General features: G+C 50.8%; 14 protein-coding genes. All 14 read left to right on the forward strand.

Annotated features, from left to right (window positions below; all coding sequences use genetic code 11):
- Positions 1 to 70 precede the first annotated feature (70 nt).
- On the forward strand, positions 71 to 1,906 hold the full coding sequence (locus BKD12_RS07830; protein ID WP_242872740.1) for a VirD4-like conjugal transfer protein, CD1115 family: 1,836 nt from the start codon (positions 71 to 73) through the stop codon (positions 1,904 to 1,906).
- Positions 1,903 to 2,130 carry a hypothetical protein gene (locus BKD12_RS07835; protein ID WP_070088758.1) on the forward strand — a complete coding sequence of 76 codons (228 nt, stop codon included), beginning with the start codon at positions 1,903 to 1,905 and terminating at the stop codon, positions 2,128 to 2,130. The genes BKD12_RS07830 and BKD12_RS07835 overlap by 4 nt, the downstream gene beginning before the upstream one ends.
- Positions 2,131 to 2,191: 61 nt before the next feature.
- Entirely contained in the window at positions 2,192 to 2,422 is a 231-nt protein-coding gene (locus BKD12_RS07840) for a hypothetical protein (protein WP_070088759.1), read from the forward strand.
- A 116-nt stretch (positions 2,423 to 2,538) separates the two neighbouring features.
- Positions 2,539 to 2,751 (forward strand): Maff2 family mobile element protein, encoded by a 213-nt coding sequence (locus BKD12_RS07845; RefSeq protein ID WP_070088760.1) that lies wholly within the window; start codon positions 2,539 to 2,541, stop codon positions 2,749 to 2,751.
- Positions 2,752 to 2,771: 20 nt separating this feature from the next.
- A complete protein-coding gene (locus BKD12_RS07850; protein ID WP_070088761.1) occupies positions 2,772 to 3,644 on the forward strand; it encodes a VirB6/TrbL-like conjugal transfer protein, CD1112 family in 873 nt (290 codons plus the stop codon).
- An 11-nt stretch (positions 3,645 to 3,655) separates the two neighbouring features.
- The gene (locus tag BKD12_RS07855) at positions 3,656 to 4,255 is read left to right on the forward strand and encodes an MT-A70 family methyltransferase (protein ID WP_070088762.1); all 600 of its coding nucleotides are present in this window, start codon (positions 3,656 to 3,658) and stop codon (positions 4,253 to 4,255) included.
- 21 nt (positions 4,256 to 4,276) lie between these two features.
- Positions 4,277 to 4,666, forward strand: coding sequence for a PrgI family protein (locus BKD12_RS07860; RefSeq protein ID WP_070088763.1), 390 nt, complete (start codon positions 4,277 to 4,279; stop codon positions 4,664 to 4,666).
- Positions 4,667 to 4,880: 214 nt separating this feature from the next.
- The gene (locus tag BKD12_RS07865; RefSeq protein ID WP_070088795.1) at positions 4,881 to 7,256 is read left to right on the forward strand and encodes a VirB4-like conjugal transfer ATPase, CD1110 family; all 2,376 of its coding nucleotides are present in this window, start codon (positions 4,881 to 4,883) and stop codon (positions 7,254 to 7,256) included.
- The gene (locus BKD12_RS07870) at positions 7,253 to 8,002 is read left to right on the forward strand and encodes a DNA adenine methylase (RefSeq protein ID WP_070088764.1); all 750 of its coding nucleotides are present in this window, start codon (positions 7,253 to 7,255) and stop codon (positions 8,000 to 8,002) included. Before BKD12_RS07865 ends, BKD12_RS07870 begins: the two co-directional genes overlap by 4 nt.
- 35 nt (positions 8,003 to 8,037) lie before the next feature.
- Complete coding sequence (locus BKD12_RS07875; RefSeq protein WP_070088765.1) at positions 8,038 to 10,530, forward strand: C40 family peptidase; 2,493 nt, start codon at positions 8,038 to 8,040, stop codon at positions 10,528 to 10,530.
- A 27-nt stretch (positions 10,531 to 10,557) separates the two neighbouring features.
- Positions 10,558 to 10,890 carry a DUF4315 family protein gene (locus BKD12_RS07880; RefSeq protein ID WP_070088766.1) on the forward strand — a complete coding sequence of 111 codons (333 nt, stop codon included), beginning with the start codon at positions 10,558 to 10,560 and terminating at the stop codon, positions 10,888 to 10,890.
- Positions 10,877 to 11,599, forward strand: a complete 723-nt coding sequence (locus BKD12_RS07885; RefSeq protein WP_070088767.1) for a CD1107 family mobile element protein — start codon at positions 10,877 to 10,879, stop codon at positions 11,597 to 11,599. Before BKD12_RS07880 ends, BKD12_RS07885 begins: the two co-directional genes overlap by 14 nt.
- An 89-nt stretch (positions 11,600 to 11,688) precedes the next feature.
- Complete coding sequence (locus tag BKD12_RS07890) at positions 11,689 to 13,770, forward strand: type IA DNA topoisomerase (RefSeq protein ID WP_070088768.1); 2,082 nt, start codon at positions 11,689 to 11,691, stop codon at positions 13,768 to 13,770.
- Between the two features lie 130 nt (positions 13,771 to 13,900).
- Positions 13,901 to 22,192, forward strand: coding sequence for a helicase-like domain-containing protein (locus BKD12_RS17560; RefSeq protein ID WP_070088769.1), 8,292 nt, complete (start codon positions 13,901 to 13,903; stop codon positions 22,190 to 22,192).
- Positions 22,193 to 22,225: the final 33 nt, after the last annotated feature.

Here is a 22,225-nt window from a genome sequence, read left to right on the forward strand (position 1 = left end):
TGTAAAAGAAACAGTAACGTTGTTTCTGGAAAAAGGCAGGAAGAAGTTATCAGAGACAGTCAAGGGCAATCTGCCGTCTGTGGATTGGAAACGGCTCCTGATCCGGAACCTTCCCTATGGAATTGTATTCTATCTCGTAGACAAGGTGGCATGGCTGTACCGGTACTGTGTCGGGGATTCCCTGATCGAAAAGTTAGGGGTGCTTTTCCTGAATTTTTCCCTGGCATTTCAGAACGTCTTTCCCAGCTTTCATCCCCAGGATCTCTGCATTGGCGTTATAGGCGCTGTCCTTGTGAAGCTGGCGGTGTATCTGAAAGGGAAAAATGCAAAGAAATACCGGCAGGGCGTGGAGTACGGCTCCGCCCGGTGGGGGACGCAGAAGGATATAGCGCCTTTCATTGATCCGGTCTTTGAGAACAATATCCTTTTAACGCAGACAGAGCGGCTTACCATGAACAGCCGTCCGAAGCTGTCAAAGTATGCCAGAAATAAAAACGTGATTGTAATTGGCGGCTCCGGTTCCGGCAAGACCAGATTTTATGTGAAGCCGAATTTAATGCAGATGACACCAAATGTTTCCTATGTAGTCACTGACCCGAAAGGCACGATCCTGGTGGAATGCGGGAAGATGCTGCAGAGAGGTTCCCCGAAGATGAAAGATGGGAAGCCGGAGCGTGATAAAAACGGGGAGATAGTGTATGAACCGTATAGGATCAAGGTGCTGAATACCATCAATTTCAAGAAAAGTATGCACTACAATCCCTTCATGTATATCCGCAGTGAGAAGGATATTTTAAAACTGGTGAATACCATCATTGCAAATACCAAAGGAGAAGGCGAGAAATCTTCTGAAGATTTCTGGGTGAAAGCCGAGAGGCTTTTGTATTGCGCACTGATTGGCTATATCTACTATGAAGCGCCGGCGGAAGAGCAGAACTTTTCCACGCTTTTAGAGCTGATCAATGCGTCGGAAGCCAGGGAAGATGATGAAGAATTTAAAAATGCCGTGGACGAACTGTTTGAGGAACTGGAACGGGAGAAGCCGGAGCATTTCGCTGTGCGCCAGTATAAGAAATATAAGCTGGCGGCGGGCAAGACAGCAAAATCCATCCTTATTTCCTGCGGGGCCAGGCTTGCCCCCTTTGATATAGCGGAGCTTAGGGAATTGACCAGTTATGATGAGATGGAACTGGATATGCTGGGGGATCAGCGGACAGCCATGTTTGTGATTATCTCTGACACGGATGATACTTTTAACTTTATCGTGGCGATTATGTATACCCAGCTTTTCAACCTGCTCTGCGATAGGGCGGATGATGTGCATGGGGGACGGCTCCCTTATCATGTAAGGCTTTTGCTTGATGAGTTCGCCAATATCGGGCAGATTCCAAAATTTGATAAGCTGATCGCAACCATCCGGAGCCGGGAAATCTCGGCTTCTATTATTCTACAGTCCCAGAGCCAGTTAAAGACCATTTATAAGGATGCCGCAGAAACAATTCTCGGCAACTGCGATACCATGCTGTTCCTGGGAGGCAAAGAGGGCACCACGTTAAAGGAAATCTCAGAGACGCTGGGGAAAGAAACGATTGATCTTTATAACACCTCGGATACCCGTGGGCAGAGCCGGTCTTACGGCCTAAATTATCAGAAAACCGGAAAAGAACTGATGAGCCGGGATGAACTTGCCGTGATGGACGGGAATAAGTGTATCCTGCAGCTTCGTGGAGTACGCCCGTTTTTCAGCGATAAGTTCGATATTACCCGGCACAAGAGATATAAGTTGTTGTCGGACTATGACAAAAAGAACAGTTTTGATGTGGAGGCGTATATGAAGCATACGTTGAAACTGCGGATGAAAGAGGCATTTGACCTCTTTGAAGTAGAGGGAAAGGAAAGTGAATGAGTGATTTATTTAAAGAAATGCAGGCAAAAATCGGCTGTCAGTATCTTTCAGATCTCCCTTATTATAAGCGGGCGGTCTGGTATGAACTGCGCCGGATGCCCCTGGGGGAATATGGTCAGGAACAGTTGGAGAATTTCGCCCGGTATGTATTTGGCGTGAGATATTCCGTTTTAAAAGAAGTCATGGATCGATTGGAGGCAGCGACGGACTCTGTGACACCATGACGCAAAGTTTGCAGCATCAGAACTTTACGACACAATGTCGCAAAGTTGGAAAGGGGAGTTTATGGATTTTTTTACAGAGGCGGTTGATGTTCTGGCGGCTATTGTCCGTGCGCTTTCCCGGCCGGATTCTCCAGAAGATTATTTTGAAGGATGTTGGGAAATGCGCCTGGTGAAGTCAAGGAAGACTGTTCTGCCGCTGGTAAAAATCATACACTTATGGCCGCCGATCCGGGCGGAGCCGGGAAAAGATAGCGGCAGGCAGAGACAGATTATAAATGAAACAGCAAAATAAAAGAGAAAGGATAAGGGAACCGGATTCCCGGAAGATTTGAGCGGCTATGGAAAGATGGCGGCTCTTTTTTTGTCTCTGCCGGTAAGACAGAAAGGAATCCGGTTTCCAGGTAGCATATGGCATTTTTTAGCTCGGCAATTTCTATTTTGCAGACACTTGTGGTGGCTATTGGAGCCGGCCTTGCAGTATGGGGCGTTATTAACTTGCTGGAGGGATACGGAAATGACAATCCAGGGGCTAAGTCACAGGGAATTAAGCAGCTCATGGCCGGAGGTGGGGTTGTCCTCATTGGAACACAGTTGATCCCCTTGCTTGGAGGGCTATTCTGATGTAGAAAGGGGACTCATGTATGTTCGATGGCATTTTTGAGGCAATCGAGAACTGGATGAGGGATCTCCTGACCGGGATGGTGACGTCCAACCTGACGACAATGTTTACCGATGTCAATGATAAGACCGGGCAGATTGCGTCTCAGGTTGGACAGACGCCCCAGGGGTGGAACGGCAGTATTTTCAGCCTGATACAGAACCTTTCTAACTCGGTGATCATTCCCATTGCGGGGATGATTATTACTTTTGTCCTGTGTTATGAGCTGATTACCATGCTGACGGAAAAGAATAACATGCACGAGATTGACACCTGGATGTTTTTTAAGTATTTCTTCAAGATGTGGGTAGCGGTCTGGATGGTATCCAATACGTTTACGATCACTATGGCTGTCTTTGACGTGGGCCAATATGTGGTCAATGCGGCGGGAGGCGTGATCAGTTCCGATACAGCGATCAACGTGGAAACCATGCTGGACGCTATGGAGACGGCGATGGAATCTATGAACATCGGGGAGCTGGTAGTGCTTGCCCTGGAAAGTATGCTGGTGAGCCTGTGCATGAAGATTTTATCTGTCCTGATCACGGTCATTTTGTATGGCCGTATGATTGAGATCTACCTTTACACCTCGGTTGCGCCGATCCCCTTTGCCACCCTTTCCAACCGGGAATGGGGGCAGGTGGGAAACAACTATTTCCGTGGGCTTTTAGCCTTGGGATTCCAGGGATTTTTCATGATGGTGTGCGTCGGCATTTATGCGGTGCTGGTATCTACCATTGAAATCTCCGACAACATGCACTCAGCCCTTTTCGGAATAGCGGCTTATACGGTAATTCTCTGTTTCAGCCTGATGAAAACGGCAAGTTTAAGCCGCTCGATCTTCAATGCGCATTAGGAGGCGACGGGATGGAACAGAAGAAATACAACATTATTTATGCCGATCCGCCATGGCGATATGAGATGAAAAAAGGGCAGGGAGTTGCGGAGAATCATTACTCTACAATGGGGATAGAAGAAATCTGCAGTCTGCCGGTACAGGAAATCTGCGATAAGGATTGTGCGCTGTTTTTGTGGGTGACATTCCCTCAATTACCAGAAGCGTTCAAAGTAATCAAAGCATGGGGATTTTGCTACAAGACAGTTGCCTTTGTCTGGATCAAGCAGAATAAATCAGGAAAAGGGTATTTCTTTGGCTTAGGATACTGGACTCGATCCAATGCGGAAATCTGTCTTTTGGCAGTAAGAGGAAAGCCGAAAAGAATATCAAAAAAAGTATTCCAGCTTATTGTCAGCCCTTTGCAGGAGCATAGCAAGAAACCGGAAGAAGCCAGGAAGCGTATTGTAGAACTGATGGGGGATCTTCCCCGGATTGAACTGTTTGCAAGGCGGCAGTCCGGTGGATGGGATGTATGGGGAAATGAAGTAGAAAGCTCCCTGGATATGGAAAATTTGCAGGAAAACAGAGGAAAGGAGCAGCCGGAGAAATGTGCAGACTGCAGCGGATAAGTTTCTCCGGCATGTGATTTTATGGCGTTTGTCAGTGTACCAAAAGACCTGACGAAAGTAAAAAACAAAGTAGTCTTGAACCTGACAAAAAGACAGCTCATCTGTCTGTCAGCAGCGGCGGCCATCGGGCTGCCTTTTTATTTTCTCACACGGGAGTGGATCGGAACCACCAACGCCGCCACCGGCATGGTGCTTCTCATGCTTCCGGCATTTATGTTTGCCATGTATGAGAGAGACGGGCTTCCCCTGGAGAAAATCCTGTGGAATATCGTGACGGTGAAATTCTTAAAGCCTGCTGTCCGCAGGTATGAGGTGGAGAACTTTTATGAAATGGAGCCGCCGGAGACTGTCTGGAAAGACAGGAAAGGAGGGGATCATCTTGGGAAAAAGAGAAGAAATCGTAGTCGATAAGCGGAGAAAGAGGAAGTACCGCAGGCTGTCCCGCTATGAGAAAAAAGCAAAGAAAGCAGCAAAAAAGCAGGCAGCAAGGGAGGAAAAGGCCCGGAAGAAAGCAGAAAAAAGAGAGAAACGCAAGCCTGCGCAGCGACAGAAAAGCGCATCCGTTGAGCGGGGTGTCCAAAGACCGGGAAAGCCCTATCCGGAACATGCTGCCCGCCAGAAAGCTGTGAGTAGTACCGTGAACGGGGCAAAGAAGAAAGCAGATAAAAAGGCAGAGGAGAAGCGTCTGTCCGCCCAGAAGTCCATTCCCTACCGGGAAATGGCAAGGGATGGAATCTGCCGGGTGCAGGATAAATATTATTCCAAAACCATCCGTTTTTACGACATTAACTATCAGTTGGCACAGAATGAGGACAAAAATGCTATTTTTGAAAACTGGTGTGATTTCCTCAATTACTTTGACAGCAGTATCCATTTCCAGTTGTCGTTCATCAACCACCACAGCAACATGAAGGAATTTGAATCGGTCATCCAGATCAAGCCCCGGCATGACGCTTTTGATGATGTGCGCATGGAATACGCACAAATGCTGAAAAATCAGCTTGCCAAAGGCAATAACGGCCTGGTGCGGACGAAGTACATTACCTTTGGCGTGGAAGCGGAAAATATCCGGGAGGCAAAGCCGAAGCTGGAGCGGATCGAGACAGACATCCTGAATAACTTCAAAGTGCTTGGCGTGTCCGCTTACCCGTTGGATGGCCGGGAGCGTCTGCAGATCATGTACGAGACATTTAACCCGGAGGAGAAAGTGCCTTTCCAGTTTTCTTTCGACCAGGTAATGCGTTCCGGCATGGGGACAAAGGACTTTATCGCCCCTACAAGTTTCCTGTTTAAGAGTGGGAAAGATTTTATGATGGGGAATACCATCGGGGCAGTGTCCTACCTGCAGATCCTGGCCCCGGAGCTGACTGACCGGATGCTGGCGGAATTTCTGGATATGGACAGGAACCTGATCGTCAACCTGCATATCCAGTCTTTAGACCAGATGAAAGCCATCAAACTGGTGAAAAGCAAGGTGACGGACATTAACCGGATGAAGATCGAGGAGCAGAAAAAGGCAGTGCGTTCCGGATACGATATGGACATTATCCCGTCGGATTTGAATACTTACGGCGGGGAAGCAAAGCGCCTCCTGGAAGATCTCCAGTCCAGAAATGAGAGGATGTTCCTGGTGACGATTGTATTTCTGAATACGGCAAAGACGAAGCAGGAATTAGACAATGCGGTATTCCAGACGGCGGGCATTGCGCAGAAATATAACTGTTCCCTGCGCCGTCTGGATTATATGCAGGAGCCGGGGCTGATGAGCAGTCTCCCGCTGGGATTGAACCTGATCCCTATAAAACGGGCGCTGACCACCACATCTACGGCTATTTTTGTGCCTTTCACAACCCAGGAATTATTTATGGAAGGGGAATCCCTTTACTATGGCTTGAACGCCCTTTCCAACAACATGATTATGGTTGACCGGAAGAAGCTGAAAAATCCAAACGGCCTGATCCTGGGAACACCTGGCTCTGGAAAATCCTTTTCGGCAAAGCGGGAGATTACTAACGCCTTTTTTGTTACCCAGGACGATATTATTATCGGAGATCCGGAGGGGGAATATTATCCCCTGGTCAATGCCCTGGGTGGGCAGGTAATCCATATCTCCCCCACAAGCCATGACTATATCAATCCCATGGACATCAACCTGGATTACTCAGATGATGATAACCCGCTGGGATTTAAGAGTGATTTTATCCTATCCCTGTGTGAGCTGATCATGGGGAGCCGCAACGGGATTGAAGCGGAGGAAAAGTCGGTGATTGACCGCTGTTTACCATTGGTGTATCAGAAATATTTTGAAGCGCCGGTGCCGGAAAATATGCCCATTCTGGGGGATCTCTATGATTGTCTGCGTCAGCAGAAAGAAGTGCAGGCACAGCGGATCGCTACAGCTCTGGAAATCTACGTCAACGGTTCCTTAAAAGTATTTAACCACCGTACCAACGTGGAGCTGAACAACCGGATCGTCTGCTTTGATATCAAAGACCTGGGGAAACAGTTGAAAAAGCTGGGGATGCTGATTGTTCAGGATCAGGTGTGGAACCGTGTGACAGTCAACCGGGCGGCGCATAAGTCTACCCGGTACTATATAGACGAGTTCCATCTTCTTTTAAAAGAGGAGCAGACAGCAGCTTATTCCGTGGAGATCTGGAAGCGTTTCCGTAAGTGGGGCGGCATTCCCACAGGCATCACACAGAACATTAAAGACCTGCTTGCCAGCCGGGAAATTGAGAACATTTTTGAAAACTCGGATTTTATTTATATGCTTAACCAGGCAGCGGGAGATCGGCAGATCTTAGCGAAACAGCTCAACATATCACCTCATCAGCTATCTTATGTGACGAACAGCGGGGAGGGAGAGGGGCTGATCTTTTATGGAAGCACCATTATCCCCTTTAAGGACAAGTTCGATAAGTCCCTGCGTCTGTATTCGTTGATGACAACCAAAGTATCTGACCTGGAGCAACAGGAAGGGAGGAAGCGGACGGAATGAACAGTTGTATTAAATGGGTAGGCGGAAAGAGACTTCTAAGAAAACAGATTTTAGCAGAGTTTCCGGAAGACTACACAAGATATGTGGAAGTGTTTGGAGGAGCTGCGTGGTTGCTGTTTGCAAGAGAAAGAGACAACAGAGTGGAAGTATATAACGACAGGAACCATAACCTGGTAAATCTTTTCCGGTGCATAAAATATCATGGCGAGGCACTGCAGGAGGAACTAAAGTGGTGCCTTGTTTCCCGTGAATTTTTTGAGGACGCCTTGCACAATTATCAAAATCCAGACTTGACGGATATACAGAGAGCAGCCCGGTTTTTTGTGCTAATTAAATGTAGTTTCGGGGCAAAGCTGCAGGATTTCAGCGGAGCAAGGGTATCATTGGTTAATACGGTCAGAAATTTAGAACAGTTTCAGGAAAGATTGAAAAATACTGTGATTGAGCAGATGGACTTTGAGAAACTGCTTATCCTTTATGACAAAAAAGATACCTTTTTCTATCTTGATCCACCATATTTTCAAGCAGAAAAGTATTATAGGGATTCTTTCAGTGAAAAAGACCATTTGCGGCTAAAAGAGGTTCTTGTAAGTTTAAAAGGAAAATTTTTACTGACATACAATGATTGTCCTTTTATCCGGACATTGTATCAACAATTCTCTATTGTGCCAATGGTAAGGCAGAACAACATGGCTTCTTGCAGCACTATGGGAGATTACCTGGAGATCATGATAAAGAATTATTAACAGTGTTTGAAAAGAATGGGGAGTGGTAACTGTATATGCAGGATCAGGAATACAAAGCCAGGGATAAAACTGTCCGCAAGATGAACCGGGACGGACTGACGGAGGAAAACCTGTACAATGGGGAGACTGTCCGTGTCAGCCACCGGGAGCGGGAGGAACGGATACTGCTAAAACAGGCAGAGGATGTTTCCTTCTCCCGGCAGGAGAAAGAGCCGGAGCAACCATCAGAGGGCAGGAAACGAAGGCAGAAATTAAAGAATCAGACGGAGGCAGGGCGGCCAGTGGATATTTCTCCTCATGCCGCCGGCAGGGAGAACGTAGAGACAGGCGATTTAGCCGGAACTAATCCTGCAATCCTTCCCGGTTCTGTGACAGGGAATACGGCAGAACCGGGACAGACGGAGCCTGCCGGGGAGGACAATCCGGCATCTGCCGCCCATGACAGTATCCGGGAGCAGTCCTTCCGCTCCGGAAACATCCGGGGGCATCCGTCCGATACGTCAGTGTTGTTGGAATCCGTGTCAGAGGTTTCCCACCTGCGGAAGAAAAAGCTGGTGCAGGAGTATGCCCGGAAAGGGCGAGGGAAACCGGAGGATGCCGCCGCCATGGAGGACTTCCGGGAGGAGATCAAAGGGAAAACCAAACGGGAGCAGATCCAGAAAGAACAGAAGAAGGCGAAGCGTTTATCCTTTGGGGATGAAGGAAACGGCATGGTGCGTGGGGCCGGTATGGGGATTTCAAAGAAGGCAGTTTCAGCGGCGGCAGGTTCCGCCGCTGTTTACGTCCATGGAAAAACCCATGAAGCAGAGCAGGAAAACACTGCCGTGGAAGGAGTCCACCGGGCAGAGCTGATGACAGAAAGCGCCCTCCGTTATGCCATGCACCGGACAAGCCGTGGCCTCCATAAGAGAAACGTCCGCCTTCAGGAAGCCGGTTACCTTGAAAGGGGGACAAGAAGCCTTCTGTATGAGACAGCACAGGAAGGCGGTGAGATAACAGCGCAGGCGGTAAAGAGCGCAGAGCAGGCCAAAAAGGGAATCCTGCAGAAGTTCTGGCAGAAACGCCAGTATCAGAAAGCGTACCGGGCAGCGAAAAAAGGAGAAAAGACAGCGGCAGGGACAGTAAAAGCCACGCAGACCATTGCTTCTAAAGCAAGGAGCGTGGCTTCTTCTGTGTTTGCAAGGAGTAAAGGCATCCTGGGCATTGCGGCGGCAGCCATGCTGTTCTTTGTGATGATCGCTTCCCTGATGGCAAGCTGCGGCGCTTCCATCCAGGGTGGAGCGGCTTCTACCATTGCCAGTACCACTTATGGGAGTACGGACGAGGATATTTATGCAGTGGAGGATGCGTATTCTGCGCTGGAGGCGGCGCTGAACGAACAGATCAACAGCATGGAAAGCCGCTATCCCGGATATGACGAGTACCGCTATCAGATTGATGAAATCTCTCACAACCCGTATCACCTGATTTCTTACTTTTCTGCAAAATATGGGGAATTTACCTATGAACAGGTAAAGGATGAAGTGGAGGAAATTTTTCAGCGCCAGTACAGCATTGCCACGGAAAGCACACGGGAAACCGTGACAGAAACAAAAATGGTGCGGGTGGGGGAATCCTTGGGGCAGGTCGTAACCAGCGGTTACTGCAGTTGTTCTATCTGCTGCGGGCAATGGGCCGGCGGTCCTACGGCAAGTGGTGTCTATCCCACAGCCAACCATACCATTGCCGTGGATGCTTCTAATCCTTTTGTGCCAATAGGAACAAAAGTCATTATGAATGGCGTAGAGTATGTGGTGGAGGATACGGGTGCTTTCGCCCGGTACGGGGTACAGTTTGATGTATATTACAGCGACCATGCCGCTGCATCTGCCCACGGGCACCAGACCTGGGAAGCTTATATTGCGGACGATAATGGAAGCCAGGAAGTGGAAGTGACAACCACACAGGAAGTGAACCGTCTGGATGTGACACTCACTAACCATGGGCTGGACGCCGTGCTGCGGGAGCTGATGGATGAGAATGAGGAAGGCCGGTATGACTTGTATAACGGCACATATGGAAACAGGGATTATCTGTTCGATACAGAAACCCTTCCAGGCGGGGGTGGTGATTTTGGCTATGAGATTCCGGCAGAAGCCCTGACCGACCAGAAATTTGCCAACATGATCCATGAGGCGGAAAAGTATCTGGGGTATCCCTATGTGTGGGGCGGCAGTTCCCCGTCTACCAGTTTCGATTGTTCAGGCTTCGTGAGCTGGGTGATCAATAACTGCGGCAATGGCTGGAATATCGGCAGGCAGACTACAGACGGATTGATGGGATACTGTTCCCAGGTTTCCACGTCGGAAGCAAAGCCGGGAGACCTGGTCTTTTTCCAGGGGACTTACGATACGCCGGGGGCAAGCCATGTGGGGATCTATGTGGGCGATAACATGATGATCCACTGCGGGAACCCTATCCAGTATACCAGTATAGCATCGTCCTACTGGCAGGAGCATTTCCTGGCCTTTGGACGCATCCATGGATAAATTTTTTTTAGAAGGAAGGTGTAAGGCATGAACCGGAAGCTGCACCGGGTTTTGGATGAGATCCAGAAAACGGAGAAGAAGATCGACGAGTGGCAGGAACATTTAAAAGAACTGAAACTGCTGGCAGAACAGCTTGAGAATGAGGAGATTATAAAAACCATCCGCTCCATGAAGCTGGACAGCCACCAGATGTTAGAGCTTCTGGAAGGGATTCAGGATGGGACAGTTTCTATTCCCATCATGGCAGAGGGGCCAGAAGAAACAGACGGGAAAGACGGCATAGAGCCGGAAGAAGATATGGAAGAAAAGGCGCAGGAGACAGCGCCGGAAAGTGAGGACAGGAAGCATGAAGAAATTTAACCGCTGGGTAATGGCGCTTGCGGTGGCGGGAGGCATCTTTTCCTCCACCGCCACGACAGCTTTTGCTTATGTGCCAGACCCACAGCAGACAGAGGCAGCCACAGAACCGATATCAGAAAACGAAGGGACAGTGATCCCGGAGCAGGAGGCTGCGGGGCAGACGGAAGGGACGCCCCAGGAGGAAACACAGGGCGGGGAAACGCCTTTTTCCATTCCGGGAAACGGGGAAGTGCTGGATGATAAGACGGGGGATGGAACGAAAGAATTTCTGACGATACAGACAAAAAATGGAAACACGTTCTTTTTAGTGCTAGACCGATCCAGCAATACGGAAAATGTCTATATGCTCTCCATGGTGGATGAAAATGATCTGGCGGAGTTTCTGGATGAGACAAAGACGGAAGAAGTGCCTCAGGTGGTGATCCCGGAGACGGAAGCGTTGGCAGAAAGCGAGACGGAGAGCGAAACCGGATCAGAACCGGTACAGCCGAAAGAGGAGGACGGCAGGAATACCGGGGCGCTCCTGGCAGTTGGCGTCCTGGCTGCGGGAGCGATTGGAGCCGGCTATTATTTTAAGGTTGTGAAGCCGAAGAAAGAGGAGTCTCAGGAGGACGGGGAGGACTTGGAGTTCTATGACGGCGGTACTTACGTCAATGAAGATCAGCCGGAAGAGGACGGTTCCACAGAGGAAGAAAATAATAAAGCATAAGTGTTGATGAAAGCAAAGGTATTAGAAGGGGGCAGCCAGGGAATTGGCTGCCCTTTCTCATACAGGCGAAAGCCGGAAAGGAGTATCCGATGTATTTGGTTTTAGGGGAGAAACCCAGCGTGGCCCTGGCCTATGCGAAAGTATTAGGGGCTAAGAAGCGTCAGGAAGGCTATCTGGAAGGAAACGGATGGCTGGTGAGCTGGTGCCTGGGGCATCTGGCGGAGTATGTGCCGCCGGAGGACTATGGGGAAAAGTATAAGAAGTGGGAATTTACTGACCTTCCCATCCTGCCGGATGAATGGCGGCTGGCTGTGGCGAAAGATAAAAAGACGCAGTTTGCAGTCTTAAAGAAGCTGCTGAACCGGAAGGATGTGGAGTATGTGGTCAACGGCTGTGACGCCGGACGTGAGGGGGAGCTGATTTTTGGCCGGGTTTATGAACTGTCCGGAAGCCGTCTGCCCATCAAGCGGATCTGGATCAGTTCTATGGAGGATTCTGCTATCCGGGAGGCATTTTCTTGCCTGAAAGACGGCGCAGAATACCGGAACCTCTACGAAGCGTCGGTCTGCCGTGCGAAAGCGGACTGGCTCATTGGGATGAACGCTACCAGGGCTTACACCACGAAATATTTTAAACGCCTGGTAGTAGGACGGGTACAGACGCCTACCCTGGCAATGTTGGTGGAACGGGGAGAGCAGATCACCCATTTCCAGAAAGAGAAATACTATAACCTCCATTTCGACTGCGGCGGGCTGGAGGCGGTAAAAGAGAAGCTGTTTGACACCGGAGAAGTCCGGCGGCTGCAGGAAGCCTGTGAGGGCGGGACAGCCGTGGCGGAATCCTGCGTATCAACGGAAAAGGCTGTTTCTCCGCCGAAGCTGTATGATCTGACCACGCTCCAGAGGGAGAGCAACCGTTATTTTGGCTATACGGCAAAGGAGACACTGGACTTTACCCAGAGCCTTTATGAAAAAAAACTGGTGACATATCCCCGGACAGACAGCCAGTATTTGACAGAGGATATGGGGCAGACTGCACGGCAGGCGGTTGCAATGGCGTGTGAGAAATATGGCTTTTCTTCTCTCTATCCGCTGGAGCCGGACGTAGAGCGCATGATGGATAACAGCAAAGTCTCAGATCACCATGCGATTATCCCCACGGCAGAGCTAAAGGCATATGAGCTGCAGGAGCTGTCCAAAGGGGAACAGGACATCCTTCAGCTCATCAGTGTCCGGCTGCTTTGTGCCGGGGCGCAGAAATACATTTATCAGGAAACAGAGATCACTGTATCCTGTGCCGGGGAAATATTTACGGCAAAAGGCAAAGTCATTCAGCAAATAGGATGGAAAGCGATAGAAGCAGAGTTCCGTAAGCATTTAGGCGTAAAAAGCCGGAAAGAAGGGGAGGAATTTTTCCTTCCTGATGTGGTAGAAGGCCAGACGTTCCATCCGGTTACGGTAAGCGTATCCGAGCATTTTACAACACCGCCGAAACCCTACAGCGAGGATACCCTGTTATCTGCCATGGAGACTGCCGGAAACCGGGAGTTTGATGCGGAAACAGAGAAAAAAGGGCTTGGCACACCGGCAACCAGGGCGTCCATTATTGAAAAACTGGTATCTTCTGGTTATGCCGTAAGAAAAGGGAAACAGCTTCTGGCTACCCAGGACGGGGCAGACCTGATCTCGGTGCTTCCGGAGTATCTGCGGTCAGCCGCCATGACTGCGGAGTGGGAGAACCGCCTGCTCCAGATTGAAAGAGGGGAGCTTCCCGGACAGGAGTTCCTGGACGGCATTGAGGAACTGATTGACCGGATGCTTCTGGAGTGCGGGGAATTGTCCGTGGAGGAGCAAAACCGTTTTTATCCCAGAGAGCAGATCGGCGTCTGCCCGGTGTGCGGCAGCCCGGTCTATGAAAGCAAGAGAAACTTCTTCTGTGGCAGCCGTGAGTGTGCCTTTGCCCTCTGGAAAGAGAACCGGTATCTGTCCGGGATGAAGAAAAGGATGGATAAAAAGATGGCGGCGGAGCTTTTAAAGGATGGGCGGACGTATGTGCCGGATCTGTATTCCCAGAAGAAGGGAAGAACCTTTGCGGCGTATCTCTGCCTGGATACGGAAGAAGGAAAAGCCAGTTTCCGCCTGGAGTTCCCGAAAAAGAAAAACAAAAAATGAAAATCCTCCCCGGCAGGGAACCGGGGAGGGCGGGATTATACAAGAGGGGCAAGACAGTTTTTACCTGTATGAAGCAGACGCCCCAGCCAGCGCCATACAGGGATAATTTATGATTTACAGGAGGATCTACATGGCAAAAATCAATGACATCCGTTTCCTGGCACGGGAGACGGCAAAAGAAGTCAGCGGTTCCCCACGGGACTGGATGGGGTATCTGGACACGGCTTCCAGACTCTACCGCTATCCGTTCTCAGATACTCTTTTGATCCACGCCCAGCGTCCGGACGCAACGGCCTGTGCGGAGCTGGAAGTGTGGAATGAGAAGATGCGCCGGTGGGTAAACCGGGGAGCGAAGGGGATCGCCCTGATCGACGACACCGGGCCGAGGCGTGCCCTGCGGTATGTATTTGACGTATCAGACACCCACCCGGTAAGGGGCGGCAAGACGCCGTACCTGTGGCGGATGAAAGAAGAACAGCAGGAAATGATTTTGAACCATCTGGCAGATACTTATGGGCTGGATGGAGACGGGGCTTCTGACCTGGCTGCAGCGCTGCGGCAGATTGCGGAGGAGATGGCAGCTGACAGCCTGGAGGAAGCCATGGACGGCATAGGGTATGCCATCCCCGGTACATTCCTGGAAGGGCTGGATGACGATACCATCCGGGTGGAGTTCCGTACCCTTCTTGCAAACAGCGCTTTTTATTCCCTGGCACGGCGCTGTGGGTTAGAACCTATGGAATACCTGGAGGAAGCGGATTTCTCAAGCATTACAGATTATAATGATCTGTCTGTCCTGGCTTTCCTGGGAAATGCCACCAGCCAGCTTGTGGAACCGATACTCCGTGATATTGGACGGACGATCCGGCAGGCGGAATTGGAAGAATGGAGAAAGCAGGCGGAAGAATCCCATGGAAAACCAGAAAAAACAGTTGCAAAAAAGAAGGAAGTACTTTATAATAAATTTAACACGTTAATTCGTGAAAGTGAAAATGATGAAGGAGGGAAAACGAATGGAACTGACCTATCACCGCAAGGGAGATTACCTGTTTCCGAACCTGACGCTTCAGGAGGAACCGCAGACCATCGGGAAATACGGGATGCTGCGGAGGACATACCTGAAAGAATACAAGAAGAACCTGTACCAGAGCCTGCTGATGAGCGGGAAGCTGGACAGCCACCTGCAGGAGATCGAGCAGGCAGCGCAGAATCGGATGGAGAACATGATGGAAAGGCTGCTTATGAAGTATCCGGCTCCAGACAAAGAGACAGATCAGATGGCGTGGACAGCACACATGAACAGCCTGACACAGATGGCGGAGGAAACCGTGCTGACGGAATTGGTATACAGCTAAGCAAAGAAACAACCGAACAGGATTTGAGTGAAGCAGAGGAAGAAGCAGCCTCTGCTTTTTCTTTGCCCGAACTGCCTACGGTAGAACAGCAGATCCGCACCATTGAGGAACGGCAGGCTGCTTTGTATGCCGGGGAGACAGCGATCCCAGCAGATGTGATTGATGAAGTTTTAAGAAAAGGCGGCAACCGTGACAGGAGCCATCTGCGAATCATTTATAATTTTATGATGGAGCAGACGCCGGAGGAATATACGGATTTTGTGCGCCGGGAATACGGTACGGGCGGTATTGGGCTTGTGATCGGCGGGAAAGAGTATTCTGTCTGGTATAACGAGCTGGGGATGCAGATTGCCGTGGGGCATACGGTACATGATCGGATTCTGGATAAAACATTTTTGTCCTGGGAGGATGTGTCTGGAAGGATTCAACAACTATTAAAGCAAGGGGAATATGCCCCGCAGTCTGTACTGGATGCAGCAAGGGATAACGCCCTGAAAGAACATGCCCAGACCCTTCTTTATATGGAGCGTGACCTTGCGGAGGGGGTAGCGGAATTAGTATTTGCGGATACGGAGCCATTCCGGGGCGGTTTCCCGGAGGCAACAGAAAAAGTCAGCGCTTTGTTAGACCAGCCGGAGTATCTGGCAGACTTAAATGAGCGGCTTGCAGGACTGGCAGAAGCTTTTGAGATGGACAAAGAGCTGATGCGTTTCCCTTGGTATCGCCCGGATAAGGTGGCGGCACAGTTCCAGAAGTTTGCAAAAGAAGCCATTCCTTACCAGGCCAGGGAGGAATTTCAGTGGCAGGAACATGAGGTTTTTATTACCCAGGATGAGATTGACGTTTTCCTCACCAGGGGCGGCCCATACTCTGACGGGCGGCTTTCCACTTATGCGTTTTTTATCCAGGAGAAAACTGCAAAGGAAAAGGCGGATTTCTTAAAAGAGCAGTATGGGATCGGCGGGTGCAGCCACGCCTTGAGCGGGGCGGATGATTCCCATGCAGACTATGACGGGAAAGGCATTAAACTCTGCCGGGGGGATTATTTAAAGCCAGCAGCCACGGAACTGCTGAAATGGCCCCAGGCGGCAAAGCGTGTCCAGCAGCTCATAGATCAGGGAATGTACCTGAAAGCCGGGGATTATTCCCGTATGCCGGCCTATGAGCGGGAAGTTCTGGCCAGGAGGGTCATTGGTTTTTATTCCCGTATGCCGGAGGAAATCGAACGCCCATTTAAGGCGGATCTGCTGAATGAAGATGCCAGGAAACGCCTGCCGGGGATTTTAGAAGAACCGGAGACAGCGGAAAGGCTTGTGTCGCAGATGGACGCTGCCCTTGCCGCCCTGCCACTGGATTTCCCGGAGTATGAGGAGCGGGCGGAGACGCTCTCGGTGATCCATGATTATATAGAGGGAACCTATACGATTTTCCCGGAGAAAAAGAAAGCGATTGAAATCGAGGGGACAGGACAGCAGTTGTCCCTTTTTGATTTTATGGGGGATGGCATAGAGGAGCCGGAAGCGCCGGAATCTGCGGCGGAGAAAGAAGAAAATGCGGAGACGCTTCCGGAAACTGCAGCAGAGAATGAGGAGGAAACACACACACCTGTTCTGGAGACACAGAAAATGGATGAACCAGGGCAGGAAGCGGAATTAGAACCAGAAAAACAGGAGCCAGAGAGAGCAGAGATTTTAAAGCCGGGACAGCCGGGGGCAACTTTATCGGATGAAGAACTGGACGAAGCCTATGCCGCCATGGAAGAAAACATTCAGGATACTATGGAGCAGGCAGGCGTCTCTTTTGAACTGTTTTCCCCGGAGCAGATGGATGTGATTTATGCCGCTGCTGAAAAAGGGCAGGATATAGCGCCGGTTTTAAATCCGGAGTTTTCCCCGGAACAGATGCAGTTGATTCTTGACGTACTGGAACGTCTGGAGACGGACAATCAGGCGGTGGTAAAGCGGGAGCTTTCGCACCTTACCACAGAAGTGATGTCCCTGGACACCATCAACACCATCCGGCAGTATTACCATATCCCCCTGGAGCCGGAGAAAAAGGAGCCGGCCCCGGCTGCAGAACGGCAGGAAAGGGCGGTCAATTTCCGTATCACCGATGATGCCCTTGGAACCGGGAGTCCGAAAGATAAGTTTCGTGCCAACATGGACGCTATCCGGCTGCTTCATCAGATCGAGCAAGAAGGGCGGACAAGCGCCACACCGGAAGAACAGGAAGTCCTATCCCGCTATGTGGGCTGGGGCGGCCTGCAGGAAGCCTTTGAAGAACGGAATGAAGCCTGGGCGGACGAATTTATTGAACTGTATACGGAGCTTGACCCGGAGGAATACAAGGCGGCACGGGAATCCACGTTAAGCGCTTTTTATACGCCGCCGGTTGTGATCAAAGCTATGTATGAAGCCCTGGGAAATATGGGTTTAGAGAAAGGAAATGTGTTGGAGCCGTCCTGCGGGATCGGGAACTTCCTGGGGCTTGTGCCGGAGGGCATGGATAACCTGAAGATGTACGGCGTGGAGCTGGACAGCATTTCCGGCAGGATCGCAAAGCTCCTTTACCCGGAAGCAGACATTACCATCAATGGATTTGAAAAGACCCAGTTCCCGGACGGCTTTTTTGACGTGGCGGTAGGGAATATCCCCTTTGGAGGCTATAAGCTCATAGACCGGCGTTATGACAGGCAGAAATTTTTTGTCCATGATTATTTTATCGCAAAGACCATTGATAAGGTGCGCCCCGGCGGGGTGATCGCTTTTGTCACATCCAACGGGAGCAGCGGCGGAACCATGGACAAGAAAGACGCAAGTTCCAGGGAATATATCGCCCAGCGGTGCGACCTGTTGGGAGCCATCCGTTTGCCGAACAATGCGTTCCAGGCCAATGCCGGGACAAGGATGAACACGGATATTTTGTTCCTGCAGAAACTGGACGCTCCCCGGATACTTGGGAAGGAAGTGCCGGAGTGGGTACAGACGGATGAGATCCTGCGGGAAGAATATACCAATGACAAGGGAGAAACCTCCTATAACTTTATTACGGTCAACCGCTATTTCCAGAACCATCCAGAGATGGTGCTGGGGGAGCAGAAGATCGTTTCCGGCCCCTATGGGCCGCAGCTTGTCTGCCAGCCCATAGCAGGTGCAGACCTTGGAGAGCAGTTAAAGGAAGCGGTCAGTCATATCCACGGCACGATCACGGAAATGGAACTGGAGGATTCTGATTTAGGGGAGATTGACACGTCCATCCCGGCAGACCCGTCCATTAAAAATTTCAGTTTTGCCAACGTGGACGGTGTTGTGTATTACCGGGAAAATTCCCGGATGAACCGGATGGAGCTGCCGGCTATGACAACGGAGCGTGTGCTGGGAATGATTGAGCTGCGTGACTTGACGCAGGAGCTTCTCCAGTGCCAGCTAGAGGACGGAAGTGACGAAAAAGTCCATGCCCTTCAGGAAAAGCTAAATCAGACATACGATAAGTTTACTGGGAGATACGGGCTGATCAGCAGCAATGCCAACAAGCGGGCCTTTTCCCAGGACAGCAGCTACTGCCTGCTCTCTTCCCTGGAGATCCTGGACGAAGAAGGGAACCTGAAACGGAAAGCCGACATCTTTACCAAACGGACGATCCGGAAGCCGGAGGCGGTAACATCCGTGGATACGGCAAGCGAAGCCCTGGCGGTGTCTATCGGGGAACGGGCCAAAGTGGACGTGCCTTTTATGGCACAGCTTTCCGGGAAAACGGAGGAAGAAGTGACGGAGGAACTGGCCGGGGTGATCTTTAAAAACCCGGTGACAGAAAGCTGGGAGACCTCGGATGAATACCTGTCCGGAAATGTGCGGGAGAAGCTGGAGACAGCCGGAACATTTGCGAAAAATCATCCGGAATATGCCATCAATGTGCAGGCGCTTGAGCGGGTGCAGCCAAAAGACCTGGATGCGTCAGAAATCGAGGTGCGCCTTGGCGCTACCTGGATCGAGCCGGCGTATATCACCCAGTTTATGGGGGAACTGTTTGGCACACCGGATTATCTGCTTGGACGGCAGATCGAGGTGAAGTATGCCCCGGTCAACGGCCAGTGGAATGTGAGCGGGAAAAATGCGGACTACCGCAATCCCCGTGTGACGGCCACTTATGGCACCCAGGGGGCCAATGCTTACCGTTTGTTGGAAGATGCCTTAAACCTGCGGGACACAAAGATTTATGATACAGTGCAGGAGGACGGCACGGAAAAGCGAGTCCTCAATAAGAAAGAAACCATGCTGGCACAGCAGAAACAGGAGATGATCCGGGAGGAATTTAAGGAATGGATCTTCCGGGATATGGACAGGCGGGAGACGCTGTGCAGGAAATACAATGAGCTGTTTAATAGTATCCGGCCCCGTGAGTATGACGGCAGCCATATCCAGTTTGCCGGGATGACGCCGGAGATTACGCTGATGCCCCACCAGAAGAACGCCGTTGCCCATATCCTTTACGGGCATAACACGCTCCTTGCCCATTGCGTGGGCGCAGGTAAGACCTTCCAGATGATCGCCGCCGGCATGGAGAGCAAACGGCTGGGACTGTCGCAGAAGAACCTGTATGTGGTGCCGAACCACCTGACCGAGCAATGGGGAAGCGACTTCCTGCGGCTTTATCCAAACGCCAACGTGCTGGTGGCGACAAAGAAAGATTTTGAGCCGGCCAACCGGAAGAAGTTCTGTTCCCGGATCGCCACCGGGGATTATGATGCTATCATTATCGGGCACAGCCAGTTTGAGAGGATTCCCCTGTCCAGGGAGCGGCAGGCAATGTCCATTGAAAAGCAGATCGACGAGATCACCATGGCTATAGAGGAAGCTGCGGAACAGGAAGGGAGCCGTTATACGGTAAAGCAGATGGAAAAGACCAGGAAGAACCTGGAGACAAAACTGGAGCGCCTCAACGACCAGAGCCGGAAAGATGATGTGGTAACGTTTGAGCAGCTTGGGGTAGACCGGCTGTTTGTGGATGAGAGCCATTTTTATAAGAACCTTTTTCTTTATACAAAAATGAGGAATATTGCGGGGATCGCACAGACGGACGCACAGAAAAGCTCAGATATGTTCGCTAAGTGCCAGTATTTAGATGAGATCACCGGCGGGCGTGGGGTGACGTTTGCCACAGGGACGCCTGTTTCCAACAGTATGGTGGAGCTTTATACCATTATGCGCTACTTACAATATGACACCCTCCAGGCGATGGGGCTAGGGCATTTCGATTCCTGGGCCGCCGCTTTTGGGGAGACAGTGACGGCGATTGAATTATCGCCGGAAGGGACGGGCTACCGTGCAAAAACACGGTTTGCCCGTTTTTTTAATCTTCCAGAGCTGATTTCCCTGTTTAAAGAGTCAGCGGACATTCAGACAGCGGATATGCTCCACCTTCCGGTGCCGGAAGCGGAGTATATCAATGAGGTGCTGAAGCCCAGTCCAGAGCAGGAAGATCTGGTCAGTACCTTTGCTGACCGGGCGGAGATGGTGCGCTCCGGCCTGGTGGAGCCTCGTGAGGACAACATGCTCAAGATCACCAATGACGGACGAAAGTGCGCCCTGGATCAGCGGCTCATCAACGATATGCTCCCGGATTTCCCGGACAGCAAGGTAAACCGCTGTGTAAAAAATGCCTTTGACATCTGGCAGGAAACCGCACAGAAGCGTTCTACCCAGCTTATTTTCTGCGACCTTTCCACACCGAAGAATAACGGCACTTTTAATGTATATGATGACGTGCGGGAAAAGCTGGTGGCAAAAGGTATCCCCAGGGAGGAAATTGCTTTTATCCATGAAGCAGGTACAGAGGCAAAAAAAGCGGAACTGTTCGCAAAGGTGCGTTCCGGGAAAGTGCGCATCCTCCTTGGATCTACGCCAAAGCTGGGGGCAGGCACAAATATCCAGGACAGGCTCATTGCCCTCCATCATTTGGACTGCCCCTGGAAACCGGCAGATCTGGAACAACAGGAGGGGCGTATTCTCCGGCAGGGAAACCAGAATAAGAAAGTAAAGATCTTCCGGTATGTGACGGAAAACACCTTCGATGCCTATATGTGGCAGATTTTGGAGAATAAGCAGAAATTCATCAGCCAGATCATGACAAGCAAAAGTCCTGTCCGTGCCTGTGAGGATGTGGACGATGCGGCGCTGTCCTATGCGGAGATCAAAGCCCTGGCCACTGGAAATCCCTATATCAAGGAAAAGATGGATTTGGACATCCAGGTGAGCAAGTTAAAGCTGATGAAAGCCAACCATACCAGCCAGAAATACCGTCTGGAGACGGATATAGCGAAGAATTATCCCTTGCAGATCACAGCGGCGAAAGAGCGGCTGGAGGGGCTGAAAGCAGACTTCCAGGCGGTGAAGCCGCTTCTGGAAAAAGGCAGAGAAAAAGACGAGTTTTCCATGACGGTTGGCGGGAAAGAATACACTGACCGGAAAGAGTCCGGCACAGCGCTGATTGCTGCCTGTGCCGGACTAAAGGCGGTGAAAACTTCCGGGCAGATCGGGGAATTTTACGGTTTTCAGATGAGTGCGGAGTTTGACAGCTTTAACCAGAAATATATGGTGACGCTGAAACGCCAGTGCAGCTATAAAGTGGAGATTGGAAAGGACGCCCTGGGGAACCTGCAGAGGATCAGCAACGCCTTGTCCGGCATTGAAAAGAAAGCGGCAGAGACACAGCAGAAATTGGAAACCTTACAGCAACAGTTGGAGACAGCGAAGGAAGAAGTGGCAAAGCCTTTTGAGAGAGAGCAGGAGCTGGCGGAGAAGTCGGAGCGTCTGGCAGAGTTAAATTCCCTTTTGAACATGGACGAGAAAGGCCCAGCGGAAGTGCTTGGGACAGAGGACGGGACAGTGGCGGCAGACCAGCCGGGAAGCATGATAAATGATGCCGGGAGAGTGGCGGAGGAAGCGGTTGTGGCGGACACCCCCCGCAGGCCATCAGTGCTTGGAAAGCTGAAAGAAGCCCAGGAGCGGATTGCTGCCGGACAGCAGAAAATAGGAAAACATGAGAGAAAGGTAGAACCGCAATTATAAAGAAAAGAAAAACAGGCTGTTCCTGCTGTGGCA

Origin of the sequence: Merdimonas faecis (genome assembly GCF_001754075.1) — a bacterium.
In the GTDB taxonomy this organism is placed as follows: Bacteria; Bacillota; Clostridia; order Lachnospirales; family Lachnospiraceae; genus Merdimonas; species Merdimonas faecis.